Annotated in this window: 13 protein-coding genes, 8 tRNA genes and 1 rRNA gene (1 of these 22 cut by a window edge); 7 read left to right on the top strand and 15 right to left on the bottom strand. The window is 55.7% G+C overall.

Annotated elements, in window-relative coordinates; all coding sequences use genetic code 11:
* Positions 1-121: 121 nt before the first annotated feature.
* The 4 genes from NNL35_RS03590 to hprK are packed head-to-tail and all read right to left on the bottom strand — an operon-like array spanning position 122 to position 3372.
* The gene (locus NNL35_RS03590) at positions 122-643 is read right to left on the bottom strand and encodes an acyltransferase (protein WP_006678918.1); all 522 of its coding nucleotides are present in this window, start codon (positions 641-643) and stop codon (positions 122-124) included.
* Positions 640-1293, bottom strand: coding sequence for a pyrophosphatase PpaX (gene ppaX / locus NNL35_RS03585; RefSeq protein WP_006678919.1), 654 nt, complete (start codon positions 1291-1293; stop codon positions 640-642). The genes NNL35_RS03590 and ppaX overlap by 4 nt, the downstream gene beginning before the upstream one ends.
* A gap of 4 nt (positions 1294-1297) precedes the next feature.
* Positions 1298-2398 carry a prolipoprotein diacylglyceryl transferase gene (lgt, locus tag NNL35_RS03580; protein ID WP_006678920.1) on the bottom strand — a complete coding sequence of 367 codons (1101 nt, stop codon included), beginning with the start codon at positions 2396-2398 and terminating at the stop codon, positions 1298-1300.
* A gap of 35 nt (positions 2399-2433) precedes the next feature.
* Positions 2434-3372, bottom strand: coding sequence for an HPr(Ser) kinase/phosphatase (gene hprK, locus NNL35_RS03575; protein ID WP_006678921.1), 939 nt, complete (start codon positions 3370-3372; stop codon positions 2434-2436).
* A 298-nt stretch (positions 3373-3670) separates the two neighbouring features.
* On the opposite strand from hprK, the gene NNL35_RS03570 reads away from it, so the two are divergent.
* The 7 genes from NNL35_RS03570 (at position 3671) to NNL35_RS03540 (ending at position 10946) form a co-directional block, all read left to right on the top strand.
* Positions 3671-4648 (top strand): ABC transporter permease, encoded by a 978-nt coding sequence (locus NNL35_RS03570; RefSeq protein WP_006678922.1) that lies wholly within the window; start codon positions 3671-3673, stop codon positions 4646-4648.
* Positions 4645-5475, top strand: a complete 831-nt coding sequence (locus tag NNL35_RS03565) for an ABC transporter permease (protein WP_006678923.1) — start codon at positions 4645-4647, stop codon at positions 5473-5475. Before NNL35_RS03570 ends, NNL35_RS03565 begins: the two co-directional genes overlap by 4 nt.
* Positions 5472-7121 carry an ATP-binding cassette domain-containing protein gene (locus NNL35_RS03560; RefSeq protein WP_006678924.1) on the top strand — a complete coding sequence of 550 codons (1650 nt, stop codon included), beginning with the start codon at positions 5472-5474 and terminating at the stop codon, positions 7119-7121. Before NNL35_RS03565 ends, NNL35_RS03560 begins: the two co-directional genes overlap by 4 nt.
* Positions 7122-7127: 6 nt before the next feature.
* Positions 7128-8732, top strand: coding sequence for an ABC transporter substrate-binding protein (locus tag NNL35_RS03555; RefSeq protein WP_006678925.1), 1605 nt, complete (start codon positions 7128-7130; stop codon positions 8730-8732).
* A gap of 95 nt (positions 8733-8827) precedes the next feature.
* A complete protein-coding gene (gene nikR / locus NNL35_RS03550) occupies positions 8828-9253 on the top strand; it encodes a nickel-responsive transcriptional regulator NikR (protein WP_006678926.1) in 426 nt (141 codons plus the stop codon).
* Between the two features lie 440 nt (positions 9254-9693).
* A complete protein-coding gene (locus tag NNL35_RS03545) occupies positions 9694-10014 on the top strand; it encodes a transposase (protein WP_040734339.1) in 321 nt (106 codons plus the stop codon).
* Positions 10015-10025: 11 nt separating this feature from the next.
* Entirely contained in the window at positions 10026-10946 is a 921-nt protein-coding gene (locus tag NNL35_RS03540) for an IS3 family transposase (protein ID WP_276540149.1), read from the top strand.
* Between the two features lie 397 nt (positions 10947-11343).
* Here the strand turns inward: NNL35_RS03540 and NNL35_RS03535 are convergent, their stop codons facing one another.
* From NNL35_RS03535 to NNL35_RS03485, 11 genes are all read right to left on the bottom strand, one after another.
* Positions 11344-12465 carry an ABC transporter ATP-binding protein gene (locus NNL35_RS03535; RefSeq protein WP_006679641.1) on the bottom strand — a complete coding sequence of 374 codons (1122 nt, stop codon included), beginning with the start codon at positions 12463-12465 and terminating at the stop codon, positions 11344-11346.
* A 102-nt stretch (positions 12466-12567) separates the two neighbouring features.
* Positions 12568-13674: a PucR family transcriptional regulator gene (locus NNL35_RS03530; protein ID WP_006679642.1), complete on the bottom strand. Its 1107-nt coding sequence runs from the start codon at positions 13672-13674 to the stop codon at positions 12568-12570.
* Positions 13675-13929: 255 nt separating this feature from the next.
* Positions 13930-14005, bottom strand: a tRNA-Lys gene (locus NNL35_RS03525).
* A gap of 7 nt (positions 14006-14012) precedes the next feature.
* Positions 14013-14098, bottom strand: a tRNA-Tyr gene (locus tag NNL35_RS03520).
* Between the two features lie 10 nt (positions 14099-14108).
* Positions 14109-14184, bottom strand: a tRNA-Phe gene (locus NNL35_RS03515).
* Positions 14185-14250: 66 nt separating this feature from the next.
* A tRNA-Asp gene (locus tag NNL35_RS03510) sits at positions 14251-14327 on the bottom strand.
* Positions 14328-14336: 9 nt separating this feature from the next.
* Positions 14337-14412 (bottom strand) — tRNA-Thr (locus NNL35_RS03505).
* A gap of 6 nt (positions 14413-14418) precedes the next feature.
* Positions 14419-14494: transfer RNA gene (locus NNL35_RS03500), tRNA-Val, on the bottom strand.
* Positions 14495-14503: 9 nt separating this feature from the next.
* Positions 14504-14580: transfer RNA gene (locus tag NNL35_RS03495), tRNA-Met, on the bottom strand.
* Between the two features lie 26 nt (positions 14581-14606).
* A tRNA-Ser gene (locus tag NNL35_RS03490) sits at positions 14607-14695 on the bottom strand.
* Positions 14696-14806: 111 nt separating this feature from the next.
* Positions 14807-17671: ribosomal RNA gene (locus NNL35_RS03485) — 23S ribosomal RNA — on the bottom strand; it runs 63 nt beyond the window's last position.

The raw sequence follows: 17671 nt of genomic DNA, 5'->3' as shown, positions 1-17671 counted from the left end.
ACCAATTCTTATCATTTCTCGCTTTTCTTATTTTACTGAAAAAATAAAAAGCAAATAGCGAAGCAGCCGCCACCGCCGGCAACAGGAAAAACCGGCAGCCTGCCACACGACTGCCGGTTCATTATTCGACGCCCGATCCGTCTGCCCCGCCGGGAGCCGGATGTGCTTCGCGGATCACCCGCATCGGATTGCCGGCAACCATTTGACCGGGCAATACATCCTTATGCACAACCGTCCCGGCCGCGATCACCGCATGATCGCCAATCGTCACGCCCGCCAGAATGGTGCTGTTCGCCCCAATCATTACATGACTGCCGATGCGGACCTTGCCGAGACGGTATTCCTTCGTCAAATATTCATGGGCGAGCAGTGTTGTATTGTAGCCGATAATCGTGTTGTCCCCAACCTCGATATACTCCGGGAAGAAGACATCGACCATGGCCATCAGCCCGAAGGCCGTATGGCGGCCGACTTTCATCTTCAAGATATGCACATAAATCCATCGTTTGAGCCGCACCGAAGGGCAGTAACGGGCGAATTGAACCCAGATGAAGTTCCAGACGCCCTTCCATGGGCTTACCGACCGGTATATTTGCCACAGGCTGTTCGGCCCTTCGACAGGGTGCCGCTCCACATCTCTCACTTGGATTCCCGCTCCCATCCGACGAGTCTCAATATATCGCGCATATCATGAATGATATGGCGCGGTTCATATTGGCGAAGCACCGCTTCGCCCTTCAACGACCAGGCAACGCCGCAGGAGATGGCACCGGCCGCGTTGGCCGACTGGATATCGGCCGGGCTGTCGCCCACCATGAGCGTCGTCGCCGGATCGGCCCTCAGCTTCTCGATGGCGAGCAGCACCGGCTCCGGATGCGGCTTCGCATGCTGGACATCGTTGATCGTGACGACGACGCCCATCTGATCCAGCAAGCCGAACATGCGCAAGGCCCGCTCCGTCGTCTCGCGCATCTTCGTCGTGACGATGCCGAGCTGGATGCCGCCCTCGTGCAAGGCGCCGATCACTTCCTTCACATGCGGGAACTCGCGCACCAACTCATCATGCCGGGATATATTGTAGCGGCGGTAAGCGGCTTTGAGCTCCTCCACATCGTCCAATCCGCTGAACTTCCGCAGCTGATATTCGAGCGGCATTCCCATGCTCGGAATAATCTGCTCCCGTGTCAGCGGAGTCGGCGTGCGTTCCAGCAGCACATGCAGGAAGGTCTCGATAATCAGTTCATTGGTATCGATAATCGTTCCGTCCAGATCGAATAATACGGTACGAATCATTATGCTATTTCTCCTTTATGTCACGTTCCTCTGCCGCAGCCGCAGGCGGCTCTGCCGATTCAGGCTTATCCTCGGCCCCGTCCCGGGAAGAGGAGGCTTCCTCATCGGACCGCGGCTTCGCAGGAGCTTCCGCGTCCGTCTTGCTTCCGGCGTCGTTCGCGCCGCGCTCCGCCGCTTCGATAACTGGTGCCGCCTTCGTCGAACCAATCGGATCCCGATACAGCACCTTCGAAGCGCCGGTTACCCGGCGGATGACGATAAGCGCGATGCCGCCGACGATCAGGAAGATGGCCAGCAGCTGCGAGATCCGCACATTGCCGTAATTCGGATCGAGATACCCCGGCTCGAATACGATCTGCATCGGCGACCATAGTGTGCCGATAATCGATTCCACCCATCCGGATCCTTGGTAGGCCAGACTGTCGGTACGCAGCCCTTCAATGAAGAATCGGCCGATCGAATACCAGATCAGGTAGCCGATGAATACTTCCCCGCTGCGGACGCCGCGCAGCCGGCGGAAGCCGAACAGCAGCAGCACGCCGACGAAGCTCCACAGCGACTCATACAAGAAAGTCGGATGATGGAACGTTCCGTTCACATTCATCTGGTTGACGATGAAGTTCGGCAGATGCAGCGTGTCGCGCAGGAACGCTTCCGTTGTAGGTCCTCCGTACGCTTCCTGATTGACGAAGTTGCCCCAGCGTCCGATCGCTTGTCCGATCAGCAGACCCGGCGCGCAAAAATCCGCGATGCGCCAGAAGGAGTACCCTTTTTTTCTAACATAGATAAGCGCGCAAATCACGGCGCCGATTAATGCGCCATAGATTGCAATTCCGCCATGCCAGATTTTAAAGATTTCCAATAAGTTATCTTTATAATCATCCCATTTGAAGGCAACGTAATAGATACGCGCCCCGATAATGGCGGAAGGCACGCCGAACAGCAGCAAATCCATGAAAAAATCTTGAGAAATTCCAAATCTTTTGCCTTCCCGAATTGCCAGCAGCAAGCCGACTACCGCGGCTGTGCCTAATATAATGCCATACCAGTGCACCTTGATCGCGCCGATCGAAAATGCCACCGGGTCCAGCAACATCGTTGCCATCCATCCACACTCCTTATAGGTTGAGACTACGAGTCTTAATCAAAGTCTTCCATATCCTCGGCGATCGTCTCGGTCAGCTTGTTCGTGAATTGAAGCGCCGCATTGTAGCCCATCCGCTTGAGGCGGAAGTTCATCGCCGCCACCTCGATGATAACGGCCAGGTTCCGTCCGGGACGCACCGGCACGGTGACGAGCGGTACATCCGTCTCGATGATGCGCGTCGTCTCCTCATCCAGGCCAAGACGGTCATACTGCTTATCCTGCTGCCAGTTCTCCAGGCGAATGACGACGCTGATCCGCTTGTTGTTGCGGATGGCGCCGGCTCCGAACAGCGTCATGACATTAATGATGCCGATGCCGCGAATCTCCAGCAAATGCCGGATCAGCTCCGGTGCTGAGGCATGCAGCTGGTTGTCCGATGTCTGCCGAATCTCGACCGCGTCGTCGGCGACCAGGCGATGGCCGCGCTTGACCAGTTCCAACGCCGTCTCGCTTTTCCCGATGCCGCTCCCCCCGGTAATCAGCATGCCGACGCCATAGACATCGACCAGTACGCCGTGAATTGTCGTCGTCGGCGCCAGCTTCTTCTCCAGGAAGCTCGTAATGCGGCTGGAGAGAATCGTCGTCGCCAGCTGCGTCCGCAGCAAGGGCACGTCTTCTTCCTGGCATACGGCGATAATCTCTTCCGGCACATCCAATCCCCGCGTCACGATGATGCAGGGCATCTCTTCCGAACAGAAATGATACATCCGATCCCGCTTCTCCTCTGGAGTCAGCGTCTCGAAAAACGCAAGCTCGGTCTTGCCGAGGAGTTGAACGCGCTCCTTCGGGTGGTATTCGAAGTAACCCGCCATTTCCAGGCCAGGGCGATGCAAATCATCCACTGTAATCGGCCGCTTCAACCCCTGCTCCCCGGCCAGTACCTCCAGATGGAACTGCTCCACCATCTCGGCCACTTTTACTCTCTTGGCCATTCTGTTCACTCCTTCGTCTCCCGCACTCCAACCGTTCCCGCTCCTCGTCTACGCAGGCAACGAAGTGCCTATTCCTCATTGTAACCATCGTAGCGGAAATCGACGGTCAGATCAATTAGCGCACGGGTGCTTGCTCTTTGATCGGGATTGTTTTTTCATTATATCTTCCAAATATAAAGCTTTTGTGCAGAACCCTCCATTTTTCGGTGTTACGTATTTACCAAATCGTGACACCATGCTATAGTGTTACTTGTTGCATGATTCGTGTTACGGGATATTCGCAGACAGGAGGAACGATTTGCGAAGATATCTCTTTTCCAGAGCGGGCGAGGCCGTTATCGTCTTGCTGATCGTCAGCCTGCTCGTATTTATCTTTATTCGTCTGCTGCCGGGCGATCCGGCCATGGCGCTGTATGGGGATCAGATTCAGAAGCTGACTCCCGCCGATCAGCTTCGCATCCGCGCCAACCTTGGTCTGGACGAACCGCTCTATTGCCAGTACGTCAAGTGGCTGCAAGGCATTATGCAGGGCGATTGGGGACGCTCCTATCTGAACGGAGAACGCGTCGACGTCCTGATCGGCCAAGCTATCGGCCCGACGGTACAGCTCATGCTGGCCGGCACATTTCTTACTCTTCTCCTCTCTCTCCTCTTCGGTACGATGACAGGCTTGAGGCCTTCCTCGAAGATGGATCGCACGGTGACTGCGGTCAGTCTCGTGCTCATGTCGTTTCCGGCCTTCTACCTTGCGCTGTGCTTGATTCTGGTGTTCTCCATTGCGCTGCAATGGTTCCCCATCGCCGGAATGGGCAGCGGTGCGGAAGGCTGGATCGGACGGCTCCGGCATCTTGCACTGCCTGCCGCCGCCCTCGCGCTATCACATATTGGATATTACATTCGACTATTGCGGAATCACGTTACCGTCATCAACGACAAGGAATTTGTGCGGGCCCTGCGCATGCGCGGCGTCTCCCCGCATCGAATCATTTTCCGCCACATGCTGCCGAATGCGGCGCTTCCTTTCTTATCTTATATCGGCATGTCTCTATCTTTAACTTTTGCCGGATCGGTCGTTATCGAGACGCTGTTCTCCTGGCCCGGACTTGGCATGCTCGCGCTCAAATCGGCGCAAAGCCATGACTACCCCGTGCTGCTCGCTGCCATTCTGCTGAGCACCTTCGTCGTCGTGGCCGGCAGCCTCATGATCGACCTGTTCTGCGCCTGGTACCATCCGCAGATCCGGCGCCAGCTGTTATCAAGGGGGAGTGCGCAATGAAGAGACGCCGCTGGATGACGAACCTGTCTGTTCTCTACCTGGCTGTACTGACCCTATGTGCGGCAGCTGCTCCCCTCTTGACCGGCTATCATCCGGTAGATGTCCAGTTGGACGCGATTTTGCTGCCTCCCCAACCCTCTCACCTGCTGGGGACGGATGAGATGGGACGGGATGTGCTGACCCGATTTCTGTACGGGGGCCGGGTCTCCCTCGCGGTCGGGTGCGCTTCGGCGTTAGTATCGCTGCTGGCCGGCGTTGCCTACGGCATGATCAGCGGCTACTGCGGCGGCTGGATCGACCGCGTCATGATGCGGGCCGCCGATGCCCTGCTGAGCATCCCGAGCCTGCTATTCATGATTGGCTTGCAGGCGCTGCTGAAGCCTAGCCTGCTGACCGTCGTGCTTGTCATCGGCTTGACCGGCTGGATGCCGCTGGCGAAGCTGATTCGCACCGAGATTCTCGCACTCAAAGAAGAAGCATTCATTCAAGCTTCCACCGTGATGGGGGCCACCCCCATCCAATTGTTCGCCCGGCATTTCGCCCCCCATTGCCTGCCGACGATACTCGTCATGACGACGACCGGAATCGGCCATGCCATTCTGTCGGAGTCGACGCTCAGCTTTCTCGGCCTGGGCATTCCTCCGCATGAGCCTTCCTGGGGCAATATGCTGGCAGGAGCCCAGAATCATTTGCTGTCGGGTGCCTGGTGGGCGGCGGTCTGTCCCGGTCTAGGCATCGCGCTTACCGTGCTGGCCGTAACCTTCCTTGGCGATGACGGGCAGCAGCGGTGGGGGAGCCCGCAGTTCTACCGGAGGGATCGACGATGACCGAACCGCTGCTGGAGGTTAGCGATCTTACGCTAACCCTTCCATCCAAGGCCGACACAGACAACGACATATTGACACGCCTCTCGTTCACCTTGCCCGGTCGGGGCATTACGGCGCTCATCGGCGGGAGCGGATCGGGGAAGAGCGTCACCGCCCAGGCATTGCTTGGCATGCTGCCGCGCGGCGGATCCATCGCCTCCGGCTCGATCCGGTTCAAGGGAGACGATATTCTGAAGCTCCCTCCCCGTCAGCTCCAACGCTATCGCGGAAGCCGGGTCGGCTACGTGTTCCAGGATACGAGCGGAACCTTCGATCCGCTGCTCCGCATCGGGCGCCATTTCGCGGAATTGCTCGCGATCCATACCCCGCTTCCCCGCGGGGAGGCGAAGAAGCGGGCGCTGCAGCTGCTGCGGGATATGCAGCTGCCTGATCCGGAACGCGTATATGACGCTTACCCTCACGAGTTGTCGGGCGGCATGCGGCAGCGCGTACAGCTGGCGCTCGCGCTGGCTGCGGAGCCGGAGCTGCTTATCGCCGACGAGCCGACGACCGCGCTAGACATGCCGGTGCAAGCGGACATCCTGCGCCTCATTCGCCAATGGAGCGTGCGAACCGAGGGCACCGTCCTGTTCATTACCCACGATCTCGGCGTCGTCGCCGAGATTGCGGACGAGGTCCTCGTCATGCGGCGCGGAACGCTAGTCGAAGCCGGACCGGCGGACCAGGTGCTGCACCGTCCGGCTCACCCGTATACCCGGCAGCTCGTCGAGGACTTTGCTTCCTTCTCCGCTCCGGGTTCGAAGCCGCTGCCGGACGAGCCGCCGGTCGTGGAGGCGCGGGGCCTGACCAAGACCTACCGCGCCGGACGCCGCTGGCTGCAGCGGGCCACCCCGGTCGCGGCCGTCCGTGAGGCATCCTTCACGATTCGCCGCGGCGAGATGGTCGGCCTCATCGGCGAGAGCGGCAGCGGCAAGAGCACGCTGTCCCGCTTGCTGCTGCAGCTGGAGCAGCCGGATCGCGGCACGATACAATGGCCCCCTGCCCAGGGAAATGGAAGCGCCCGGCCTTCCGTCCAATGGGTCCATCAGGATCCGTTCGCTTCGTTCGATCCGCGCTGGCGGGTCAGCCGGATTATCGGCGAAGGACTCGATTACCGGCCGCGGCGGAATCGCGCTGCCAGCTCCGCCGCGGAACGGATTCGCGCGATCGCCCGCGAGACGGGACTGTCCCCGGAGCTATTGGACCGGTACCCTCACGAGCTGTCGGGCGGCATGCGGCAGCGCGTCGCGCTGGCTCGGGCTCTGCTGTTGGAGCCGAGCCTGCTTATCTTGGACGAGCCCTTCGCCAGCCTCGACATGACGCTGCAGCGGCAAATGCTGGGGCTTATCCGGTCCTGGAATGAGCGAACCGGCATGGCCGTCCTGTTCATCACGCATGACCTTCGAGCCGCTGCCCACCTCTGCCATCGCGTCATGGTCATGTATCGCGGCGAGCTGGTGGAGCAGCTTCCGGCCTCAGGCTTGTCCGGTTCGGACCATCCTTATACGAAGCGGATGCTCGCATCGATTCCAGGCAGCCGCCGATGGGCTGTGCAACGATGTGAGCCTGAACCGATTACATTGAACATATTCCATGGTAAGGAGTAGATAATAATGAAGCTACGATATCGATCCCTGCTCGCGGTTCTCTGCCTGGTCAGCATGCTCCTGGCGGCCTGTTCCGGGCCTTCGCCGGCGGCTCATGCCCCCACAGACCAAGCATCGGCGGGCGAATCCGGGCAAACTTCTAGCGTCAAGCGGCTCGTCTATGGCGCGGAGAAGGAAGTCGAGAAGCTGAATCCGATCCTGAATGACGAGCATGATGTCGATTCGATGCTCTTCCGCGGATTGACACGGACGACCTCGAACAATGAAGTCGCCCCGGATATTGCCCTGAGCTGGACCATCTCCGACGACCAGTTGACCTATACCTTCAAGCTGCGGACCGATGCGCGCTGGGATGACGGCGAGCCGGTGACCGCCGAAGATGTTAAATTTACGCTCGATACGCTACTGAACCCGCAGACCAATTCTCCGATTCGCGGAGACTTCACCGAGATTCGGCAGGTGAACGTATTGGCGGCCGATGAACTTCGGATTACGCTGGCCCATCCGTTCCCGCCGCTCCTTCACAAGCTGAAGCTGGGGCTCATTCCGAAGCATGTGCTGGAGGGCGCGGATATTCATACCTCCGATTTCAACCGCAAGCCGATCGGGAACGGGCCGTTCAAGCTGCGGGAGTGGAGAGCGGACAAGACGATCGAGCTGGTGCGCAGCGACACCTACTATGGCACCAAGGCCAAGCTGGATGAGATCATCGTCCGTCCGGTCCCGGATCCAAATACCCGGCTGCTGCAGCTCAAGACCGGAGAGCTGGATCTCGCCTTTGTCGAGCTCAACCAACGGGACAGCGTGAAGGAGCAGGATCCATTTCGGGTTATACAGATGAAGACCGTCGACTATCGCGGCATGCTGTACAATTTCCGCAATCCTTTATTTGAAGACGTGCGCGTCCGCCAAGCCATCAGCGCCGCGATCGACCGGGAAGCGCTCGTCCATGGCGTCCTGTTCGGGCATGGCGAGCCGGCTTACGGGCCGCTGCAAAAATCATGGGCCAACTTCCCATACCCGGAAGGGGCGAACTACCGGCCGGAGGAAGCGAAGAAGCTGCTTCAGGAAGCCGGCTGGATACCGGGCGAGGATGGCATCCTGACGAAGGACGGGAAGCGCTTCGAATTCGAGTTCGTCGCGCCCGCCACCGACTCCGTACGGGTCGCCCTGGTCAACGCGATCAGCACGCAGCTCAAAGCGGTCGGCATCTCCGTCATTCCGAAGCCGCTCGATTGGAGCGCCATTCACTTCGATCAGGTAGATACATTCATGATTGCGTGGGGTAGCGAGTTCGATCCGGATGATCATACCTATCCGGTCTTCCATAGCAGCCAGAGCGCAGACGGATTGTACAACTACGGCGCTTATCGCAATGCCGAGGTCGACCGGCTGCTGACCGAAGCGCGCATCGAGCCGGATCGCGACAAAAGACGGGAGCTCTATGGCCAATTCCAGCAAACGCTGAATCAGGATCCCGCCTTTGCCTACCTCGTCTATATTGACGCGCTCTATGGCGTGAGCAAGAAAATCACCGGCGTCGGCGACCGTGCGCTGGGTCATCACGGTTCCGGCGTACTGTGGAATATCGAAGAGTGGGATATGAACTAAACTGGAGAGAGGGCATGCCTATGTTTGCCGGGCATGCCCTCTTGCTGTATTTTGTGGTACATTAATAAGAAAAAGCGTGTAGTAAGAGGTGTCCCATGAATGAATCGAATGTAAAGCGCTTTGGCGTATCTATGGACGGGAAGCTGCTGGACAAGTTCGACGAATCGATCAAGGAGCAAGGCTATGAGAACCGCTCGGAAGCGTTCCGCGATCTGGTCCGTGACGCGTTGGTGAAGCAGTCGCTGGAGGCGGAAGACAAGATCGTCGCCGGCTGCATCTTGCTGTTCTACCGCCATCATCACCGGAACCTGCTGGAGGACCTTGCGCGGATTCAGCATGAGATGCATGATTCGATATTGGCCACGACGCATTTCCATCTCGATCAAGACAACTGCCTGGAGATGATCGTCGTCAAGGGGAAGAGCAGCGAACTGCGGGCGCTGAGCGATCAGATGACGACCTTGAAGGGAGTCACCTACGGCAAATTTACGGTTGCCCCATTGGAAGAGATTCATACGTAGATACTTAGCGCGGCGGGGTAGCGGTGGTAGCCGTAGACAGCGGTGGACAGTGGTGGATAGCGGCAGAAGCAGCTCCGGCTCCGCAGCCAGCGCGAGTGCCAGCTGTACAGACAGCAGTAGACGAGGCCGTCTTACTCGGAATTACGGCCCCACGGGGGGCCCTTCGGGCGCTCGGCAGCGAATCTCACGTTACTCCGCCCCAACGAACCGGGTGACGCGCATCTCACATCAGCTGCACCAGAATTCCTGCAATAATACAGTTTTGCCAGCCGGAACCTCTTGCCTCTAAAGTCAATCCTGCAAATCTACACCAATTTCAGGCCATTTCGCCTCGGAGTGCGATGAGATAGGCAAAAAGATGCATTTTCTCCTAGGCCCCCTAATTAAACTGGAGCTCTCAACCCCAATATTATAAGCTGTTATCAGAGGGGGCAATAAGTATGGGAAAGCACTTTAGCAAAGAAATACGCTTGGAAATCGTAAAGGAAGCACTGGCCGGCATTAAGGTGGGAACACTCGCCCGGATGTACGGTGTACATCCGGAGACTGTACGTGTTTGGGTTAGAGACCACCGTGACGAAATTAGCCAAGAGGAGATACCCGCAGCAGACGAGCATCTGCAAGAACTCCGTCGACTTCAAGAGGTGGAGGCCAAGTTCGAACAGGCAAAAAAGCTCCTGGGTGAAAAAGAACTGGAGATCGAGATCCTGCGAGAACTCGTAAAAAAGAAGAACCCCGCTTATCTGAAAGACTTGAAGTAGCAGAATCGTTTATTAAGCGGGGGCATGCAACAGCTAAGGTTCTGCGTATCCTGAAAGTTCACGAATCGACGTACTATGGCCGGAAGAAACGAGAGGCATCCAACACCGAAGAACGTGCTTCATGCGGCCTAAAAGGGCGTCCTGTACCTGGATTTTCCTCTACGAACACGGGCCGGAAAGTTGCAGATGAACAGATTAAAGAATGGATGCTCGAACTCCTGGAAGGAGAAGAGCACGTGTATGGGTACAAGAATTTGGCGCTGTGCCTCCGCAGACAACGCGGCGTGATCCTAAACAAGAAAAAGGCGTACCGCATTTGCAAGGAGTTAGGAATTCTTCAGAAACAACGAAAGAAAACAAGCAAACATCCTCGCAGAGTACCGAGAAACCGAACGGTAACCGGGGTGAACCAGCTATGGCAAATTGACATTAAATATGGGTACGTGGTTGGGCGTCAGCGATTCTTTTTCGTGCTCAGTATCATCGACGTATTTGACCGCGTCGTCGTCGGACAATACCGGGGTTCCGTGTGTGAGGCCAAGCACGTCGTGCAGACCCTATGCCGTGCGCTGCAAGAACGCCTGAATTCCGGCGATGACTTACCTACCATTCGCACCGACAACGGGCCTCAGTTTGTCAGTAAGCTGTTTGGTGATACGTGCGAGAGTCTGGAGATCGTCCATGAACGGATCCCGCCGCGTAGCCCGAATATGAACGCGTACATTGAGTCATTTCATAGCATACTCGAACGTGATCTGTTCAGCCTGACGGAATTTATGACATTTGAAGAGGCCTATGAAGCACTTGATCGTTATATGGATTTCTATAACAACCGCAGAATGCATGGTAGCCTAAAGAGCATGTCACCATCGCAATTCTCGAAGTGGGTCATGACGCTGGAAGACCGATCAAAATATCATCGGGCCATGTAATTACGCGAAATAGGAAGCAATTCTAAGAACGCATATTTTTTGGTGGGCATGACTCCGGATATAGGGGGCCTAGCCGTTTTTGCAGGAATATAACCCAATTCACGTTATAATGGCATAAACTGATGTAATTTTGCATTATTTTTACTAGAATCGCTTGTTACTGCGGGGTTCGAGTGCTTGCCGAGATCATGCGATGCTCCGAACTCATACGATGCTCAGAACTGATACGAATGCTCCGAACTCATGCGATGCATGCGACAGCACGCATTCATCCAGCTCATCAACGCCGCGAGTGAGCGCTGACTCATCCGGCTCATTATTGCCCGTTCGAGGGCTCACCACATACGCAAAAAGCGGAGGCTCCCAGACGGGAAACCTCCGCTTTCCTTATATCGGATTAGTTTTCGAATACGTTCAATTCGGACTCGGTATCGAAAACATGCACTTTGTTCATATCGATAGCAAGCTTGACGTTCTGGCCTTCTCTCGAGTTGGAGCGGCCGTCTACGCGTGCGATAACCGTCTCAGTGCCGATACCGGTCAGGTACAGGAACATTTCATGACCCATGTTCTCCGTAACTTCGATCGATGCAGTGAATACGGTGTTCGGCGATGCTTCCAGGAAGACTGGCTCTTCATGAATGTCCTCTGGACGAACACCCAGAATGACTTCTTTTCCGAGGTAGCCTTTTTCCTTCAGTACTTGGGCCTTGCCTGCTGGCACGGTAACGTCCAGACCTGTCGTTCTGAAGCGGGTAGTGCCGTTCTCTTCTACCAGGGAACCCTTGATGAAGTTCATCGTAGGGGAACCGATGAAGCCTGCGACGAACATGTTAAGCGGGTTGTTATAGAGCACGTCAGGTGCTGCCGCTTGTTGAATGATGCCGTCCTTCATAACGACGATCCGATCGCCCATTGTCATAGCCTCGATCTGGTCGTGCGTTACATAGATAACAGTCGTTTGCAGACGCTTCGACAATTTCGTAATCTCGGAACGCATCTGTCCACGAAGCTTCGCGTCCAAGTTGGAGAGTGGTTCGTCCATCAGGAACACTTGCGGCTCACGAACGATTGCACGGCCGAGGGCGACACGCTGACGCTGACCGCCGGACAATGCCTTCGGCTTGCGATCCAGCAAATGCTCGATGTCGAGGATGCGAGCGGCTTCGCGCACGCGCTTGTCGATGTCTTCTTTTTTGAATTTACGCAATTTCAGACCGAACGCCATGTTTTGGTATACGTTCATATGCGGATACAACGCGTAGGATTGGAACACCATCGCGATGTCGCGGTCTTTTGGAGCCACGTCATTAACAAGGCGGTCGCCAATGTACAATTTCCCGTCGGAGATTTCTTCCAGACCTGCAATCATGCGAAGCGTTGTCGATTTACCGCAACCGGAAGGACCAACCAATACAAGGAACTCTTTGTCCTGAATATCGAGGTTGATGTCTTTTACGGTTGGATTATCGGATCCCGGGTACTTTTTGTAAATATGCTCTAAGCGAACGCCTGCCATGTGCGTTTCCCCCTTATACGTATATTCCTGAAATCGGTTACCCTTATTGTATCGGAACCCTGTACAAATAACCATTCACAATATGCACAAAAAATGAGCGTCTTATTTTGTTACTTTATACAATAGCAATATCAGCTTTACTAAAACCGCGTCGGAAAATTTCCGCACATCGAGCCCGGTTTCATGCTTGATTTTATCCAATCGGTATAAAAGGGTATTACGATGGATATACATCCGCTTGGCGGTCTCACTCACGCTGCAGTCGAACTGGAAAAAATGCTGCAGCGTCGCCATCGTCTCCGGATCAGCGAAGCTGTCCGCCTTCGTGACGACCCGCTGCAGGAACTGCTTCCGCACCTCGTCGGGAATGCTGTTGACCAGCCGCTCCAGATGCAGCTCCCAAGGCAGATGAATATTGTCGGTCACGTGAAAAGCCCGTCCCAAATAGAGCGTCTCCCTTAACTCAGATACGACGCCCGGAATGCCCTTCACCGGCGTGAACGGGTATCCGATGGTCAGGTGACTCTCTCCGACCCACTCGTTCGACAGCAGCTCATAGAGTCCGAGGCAGTAGGACGTGAGCAGCTCTTCCATCGTCTCCCGCTCTTCGCTCTCGTCTTCTCCGGAGCCGGCCTGGGTCAGTTGCTCGGGGCACAGAATAAGCCATTCCTTATCCGACAGCGGAATTAGATTAACCTCGCCGCCGAAGTAAGAGCGGAGCAATTTGTACAATTCTTGATAGGCAGGCGCCTCCCGGTGGGCATGCTCCGCCACGAGCAGGAACGGCACAACCTGAATGAACAGCTTACTTTTCCAAGAAAAGCTGTCCGGCACTTCCGCATTCGGTTCGCCTTCCTTCACCCGGTCGGCGACCCATTGCCCGAACAAGTGGGCCTGCTGCTCATCGTTAATATGCGCCGCGGCCAGCGAAGGCTTCGGACGGTGCTCCATCCGCAAAATCAGCTGAAGCCATTGCTGTTCCTGTCCGGCAAGGTCCCGGCCTTCCAGCTTCAACACTTCCGTCGCCGCTGTTCCCGGCTTCCATAGCATATACCAGGCGTCCCCCTGCTTCGCCAGGACCGCCGGCTGTCCGTCCGCCAGCTCTTCTCCTCCGGTCCATTCCCTCCATGTCGATGAAGGCACGGACAGCTTCTCCAGAGAGGCATCCAATATATGTTCGATTTGCTGCTGCAGCGCTTGCTTATCCATACCGAATCTCTCCACCCGTCTTATCCTTCTTCTTTATGGTTCCCATTGTATCATATCTGACAGTCCGTCTTCATATCCAGACGAGCAGCTGATTGCAGGAGTGTAGCAAGGCTTCCTGCACGGTATCTTCCGCAACCGCTGGCTGCTTTATTAGTACCCGCTTACAGATCGCAAAAAGACCGGGCTTGATCAGATCAAACCCGGCCGAAAAACAAAAAAACTCCAGTTCATTCACTGAAGTCTTGAAGTAAAAACTGGTGAGCCATGAAGGACTCGAACCTTCGACACCCTGATTAAAAGTCAGGTGCTCTACCAACTGAGCTAATGGCTCTTATAAATGGTGGAGGATGATGGATTCGAACCACCGAACCCGTACGGGAACAGATTTACAGTCTGCTGCGTTTGGCCACTTCGCTAATCCTCCATGTTATACATGGTGGCTCGGGACGGAATCGAACCGCCGACACGAGGATTTTCAGTCCTCTGCTCTACCGACTGAGCTACCGAGCCATATGTAACTTTTCAAAAAAATAAAGTGGTGCACATAAAGCGTCGCCACTCTAACGAAAGGTAAAATGGCGGAGCTGACGGGATTCGAACCCGCGTTCTCCTGCGTGACAGGCAGGCATGTTAGGCCTCTACACCACAGCTCCTTAGTCAAATGGTGCCGGCGATAGGAGTCGAACCCACGACCTACTGATTACAAGTCAGCCGCTCTACCAACTGAGCTACACCGGCAAAAGATGGTGGACGCTGACGGGATCGAACCGCCGACCCTCTGCTTGTAAGGCAGATGCTCTCCCAGCTGAGCTAAGCGTCCTTATGAAATTGGTAGCGGCGGAGGGGATCGAACCCCCGACCTCACGGGTATGAACCGTACGCTCTAGCCAGCTGAGCTACGCCGCCATATATAAAAGGTTGTAAAATCACTGTGGCGGAGAGAGAGGGATTCGAACCCTCGCGGCTGTTACACCCTAACGCTTTAGCAAAGCGCCCCCTTCGGCCTCTTGGGTACCTCTCCACATCGCATGTAAAATGCCTGTCCACCGTATTATACGCGATTCACATGCTCAAATCAAGACATTGTACCTTAAAAACTGAATGCGAAAGCAAATCATCAAATCATCTTCGTTAGGATAAGCCCTCGACCGATTAGTATTGGTCAGCTCCATGCATTGCTGCACTTCCACCTCCAACCTATCTACCTCGTCGTCTTCAAGGGGTCTTACCAATGTGGGAAATCTCATCTTGAGGGGGGCTTCACGCTTAGATGCTTTCAGCGCTTATCCCTTCCGTACTTGGCTACCCAGCTATGCCTCTGGCGAGACAACTGGTACACCAGCGGTACGTCCATCCCGGTCCTCTCGTACTAAGGACAGCTCCTCTCAAATTTCCTACGCCCGCGACAGATAGGGACCGAACTGTCTCACGACGTTCTGAACCCAGCTCGCGTACCGCTTTAATGGGCGAACAGCCCAACCCTTGGGACCTACTTCAGCCCCAGGATGCGATGAGCCGACATCGAGGTGCCAAACCTCCCCGTCGATGTGGACTCTTGGGGGAGATAAGCCTGTTATCCCCAGGGTAGCTTTTATCCGTTGAGCGATGGCCCTTCCATGCGGTACCACCGGATCACTAAGCCCGACTTTCGTCCCTGCTCGACTTGTAGGTCTCGCAGTCAAGCTCCCTTCTGCCTTTGCACTCTTCGAATGATTTCCAACCATTCTGAGGGAACCTTGGGGCGCCTCCGTTACTCTTTAGGAGGCGACCGCCCCAGTCAAACTGCCCGCCTGACACTGTCCCCGAACCGGTTCCACGGTCCCAGGTTAGAACTCCGATACGATCAGGGTGGTATCCCAACGGCGCCTCCACCGAAGCTGGCGCTCCGGCTTCCCAGGCTCCCACCTATCCTGTACAGACCGTACCAAAGTCCAATATCAAGCTGCAGTAAAGCTCCATGGGGTCTTTCCGTCTTGTCGCGGGTAACCTGCATCTTCACAGGTATTAAAATTTCACCGGATCTCTCGTTGAGACAGCGCCCAAGTCGTTACGCCATTCGTGCGGGTCAGAATTTACCTGACAAGGAATTTCGCTACCTTAGGACCGTTATAGTTACGGCCGCCGTTTACTGGGGCTTCGGTTCATAGCTTCGCCTTGCGGCTAACCACTCCCCTTAACCTTCCAGCACCGGGCAGGCGTCAGCCCGTATACTTCGCCTTACGGCTTCGCACAGACCTGTGTTTTTGCTAAACAGTCGCTCGGGCCTATTCACTGCGGCCCCCTCGGGCTATAAACCCTACCGGGGCACCCCTTCTCCCAAAGTTACGGGGTCATTTTGCCGAGTTCCTTAACGAGAGTTCTTCCGCGCGCCTTAGAATTCTCTTCTCGCCTACCTGTGTCGGTTTGCGGTACGGGCACCTTCACCTGGCTAGAGGCTTTTCTTGGCAGCATGAAATCAAGACCTTCGGTACTGTAATTTTCCCTCCCCGTCACAGCCCAGCCTTACGGTCAGCGGATTTGCCTACTGACCAGCCTCACTGCTTGGACGAGCATCCATCAGCTCGCGTCCCTATCCTTCTGCGTCCCCCCATTGCTCATAACGGCTACGGTGGTACAGGAATTTCAACCTGTTGTCCTTCGACTACGCCTTTCGGCCTCGCCTTAGGTCCCGACTTACCCTGGGCGGACGAGCCTTCCCCAGGAACCCTTAGGCTTTCGGCGGACATGATTCTCACATGTCTTTTCGTTACTCATACCGGCATTCTCACTTGTGTACAGTCCAGCAGTCCTTCCGGTCTGCCTTCAACCCGGTACACAACGCTCCCCTACCACTGATGCAAGCATCAATCCATAGCTTCGGCGGTACGTTTAGCCCCGTTACATTTTCGGCGCAGAGTCACTCGACCAGTGAGCTATTACGCACTCTTTAAATGATGGCTGCTTCTAAGCCAACATCCTGGTTGTCTGGGCAACTCCACATCCTTTCCCACTTAACGTACACTTAGGGGCCTTAGCTGATGGTCTGGGCTGTTTCCCTCTTGACAACGGACCTTAGCACCCATTGTCTGACTCCCGGATAATAAGTCCATGGCATTCGGAGTTTGACTGAGCTTGGTAACCCTTGGCGGGCCCCGCACCCAATCAGTGCTCTACCTCCACGACTCTTCCTCCGAGGCTAGCCCTAAAGCTATTTCGGGGAGAACCAGCTATCTCCGAGTTCGATTGGAATTTCTCCGCTACCCCCACCTCATCCCCGAATTTTTCAACATTCGTGGGTTCGGGCCTCCAGTGCGTGTTACCGCACCTTCACCCTGGACAGGGGTAGATCACACGGTTTCGGGTCTACGCCTACGTACTCATTCGCCCTATTCAGACTCGCTTTCGCTGCGGCTACGGCTTTTCACCTTAACCTTGCACGTAAACGTAACTCGCCGGTTCATTCTACAAAAGGCACGCCATCACCCATTAAACGGGCTCTGACTTCTTGTAAGCACACGGTTTCAGGTTCTATTTCACTCCCCTTCCGGGGTGCTTTTCACCTTTCCCTCACGGTACTGCTTCACTATCGGTCGCCAGGGAGTATTTAGCCTTAGCAGATGGTCCTGCCGGATTCCCACGGGGTTTCACGTGTCCCGCGGTACTCGGGATCCGTCTCGGAGGGCATTTACTTTCGAGTACAGGGCTTTTACCTTCTACGGCGGGCCTTTCCAGACCTCTTCGTCTAATAAACACCTTTCTGACTCCATGTGAGACGTCCCACAACCCCGGAGAGCAAGCTCTCCGGTTTAGGCTCTTCCGCGTTCGCTCGCCGCTACTGACGGAATCACTATTGTTTTCTCTTCCTGAGGGTACTTAGATGTTTCAGTTCCCCTCGTATGCCTCTTCACACCCTATGGATTCAGGTATGAGTGACTGCCTATTACAGCAGCCGGGTTTCCCCATTCGGACATCCCCGGATCGATGCTTGCTTACAGCTCCCCGAGGCAATTTCGTCGTT

The organism is Paenibacillus dendritiformis, assembly GCF_945605565.1.
GTDB lineage: Bacteria > Bacillota > Bacilli > Paenibacillales > Paenibacillaceae > Paenibacillus_B > Paenibacillus_B dendritiformis_A.
This window is presented reverse-complemented; position numbering and strand designations above follow the sequence as displayed.

Excerpts from the sequence above, each read along its gene's own strand:
- ppaX (WP_006678919.1), bottom strand. The coding sequence starts at position 1,293 with ATGATTCGTACCGTATTATTCGATCTGGACGGAACGATTATCGATACC.
- lgt (WP_006678920.1), bottom strand. The coding sequence starts at position 2,398 with ATGGCAACGATGTTGCTGGACCCGGTGGCATTTTCGATCGGCGCGATC.
- hprK (WP_006678921.1), bottom strand. The coding sequence starts at position 3,372 with ATGGCCAAGAGAGTAAAAGTGGCCGAGATGGTGGAGCAGTTCCATCTG.
- NNL35_RS03565 (WP_006678923.1), top strand. The coding sequence starts at position 4,645 with ATGAAGAGACGCCGCTGGATGACGAACCTGTCTGTTCTCTACCTGGCT.
- NNL35_RS03560 (WP_006678924.1), top strand. The coding sequence starts at position 5,472 with ATGACCGAACCGCTGCTGGAGGTTAGCGATCTTACGCTAACCCTTCCA.
- NNL35_RS03555 (WP_006678925.1), top strand. The coding sequence starts at position 7,128 with ATGAAGCTACGATATCGATCCCTGCTCGCGGTTCTCTGCCTGGTCAGC.
- nikR (WP_006678926.1), top strand. The coding sequence starts at position 8,828 with ATGAATGAATCGAATGTAAAGCGCTTTGGCGTATCTATGGACGGGAAG.
- NNL35_RS03545 (WP_040734339.1), top strand. The coding sequence starts at position 9,694 with ATGGGAAAGCACTTTAGCAAAGAAATACGCTTGGAAATCGTAAAGGAA.
- NNL35_RS03535 (WP_006679641.1), bottom strand. The coding sequence starts at position 12,465 with ATGGCAGGCGTTCGCTTAGAGCATATTTACAAAAAGTACCCGGGATCC.
- NNL35_RS03530 (WP_006679642.1), bottom strand. The coding sequence starts at position 13,674 with ATGGATAAGCAAGCGCTGCAGCAGCAAATCGAACATATATTGGATGCC.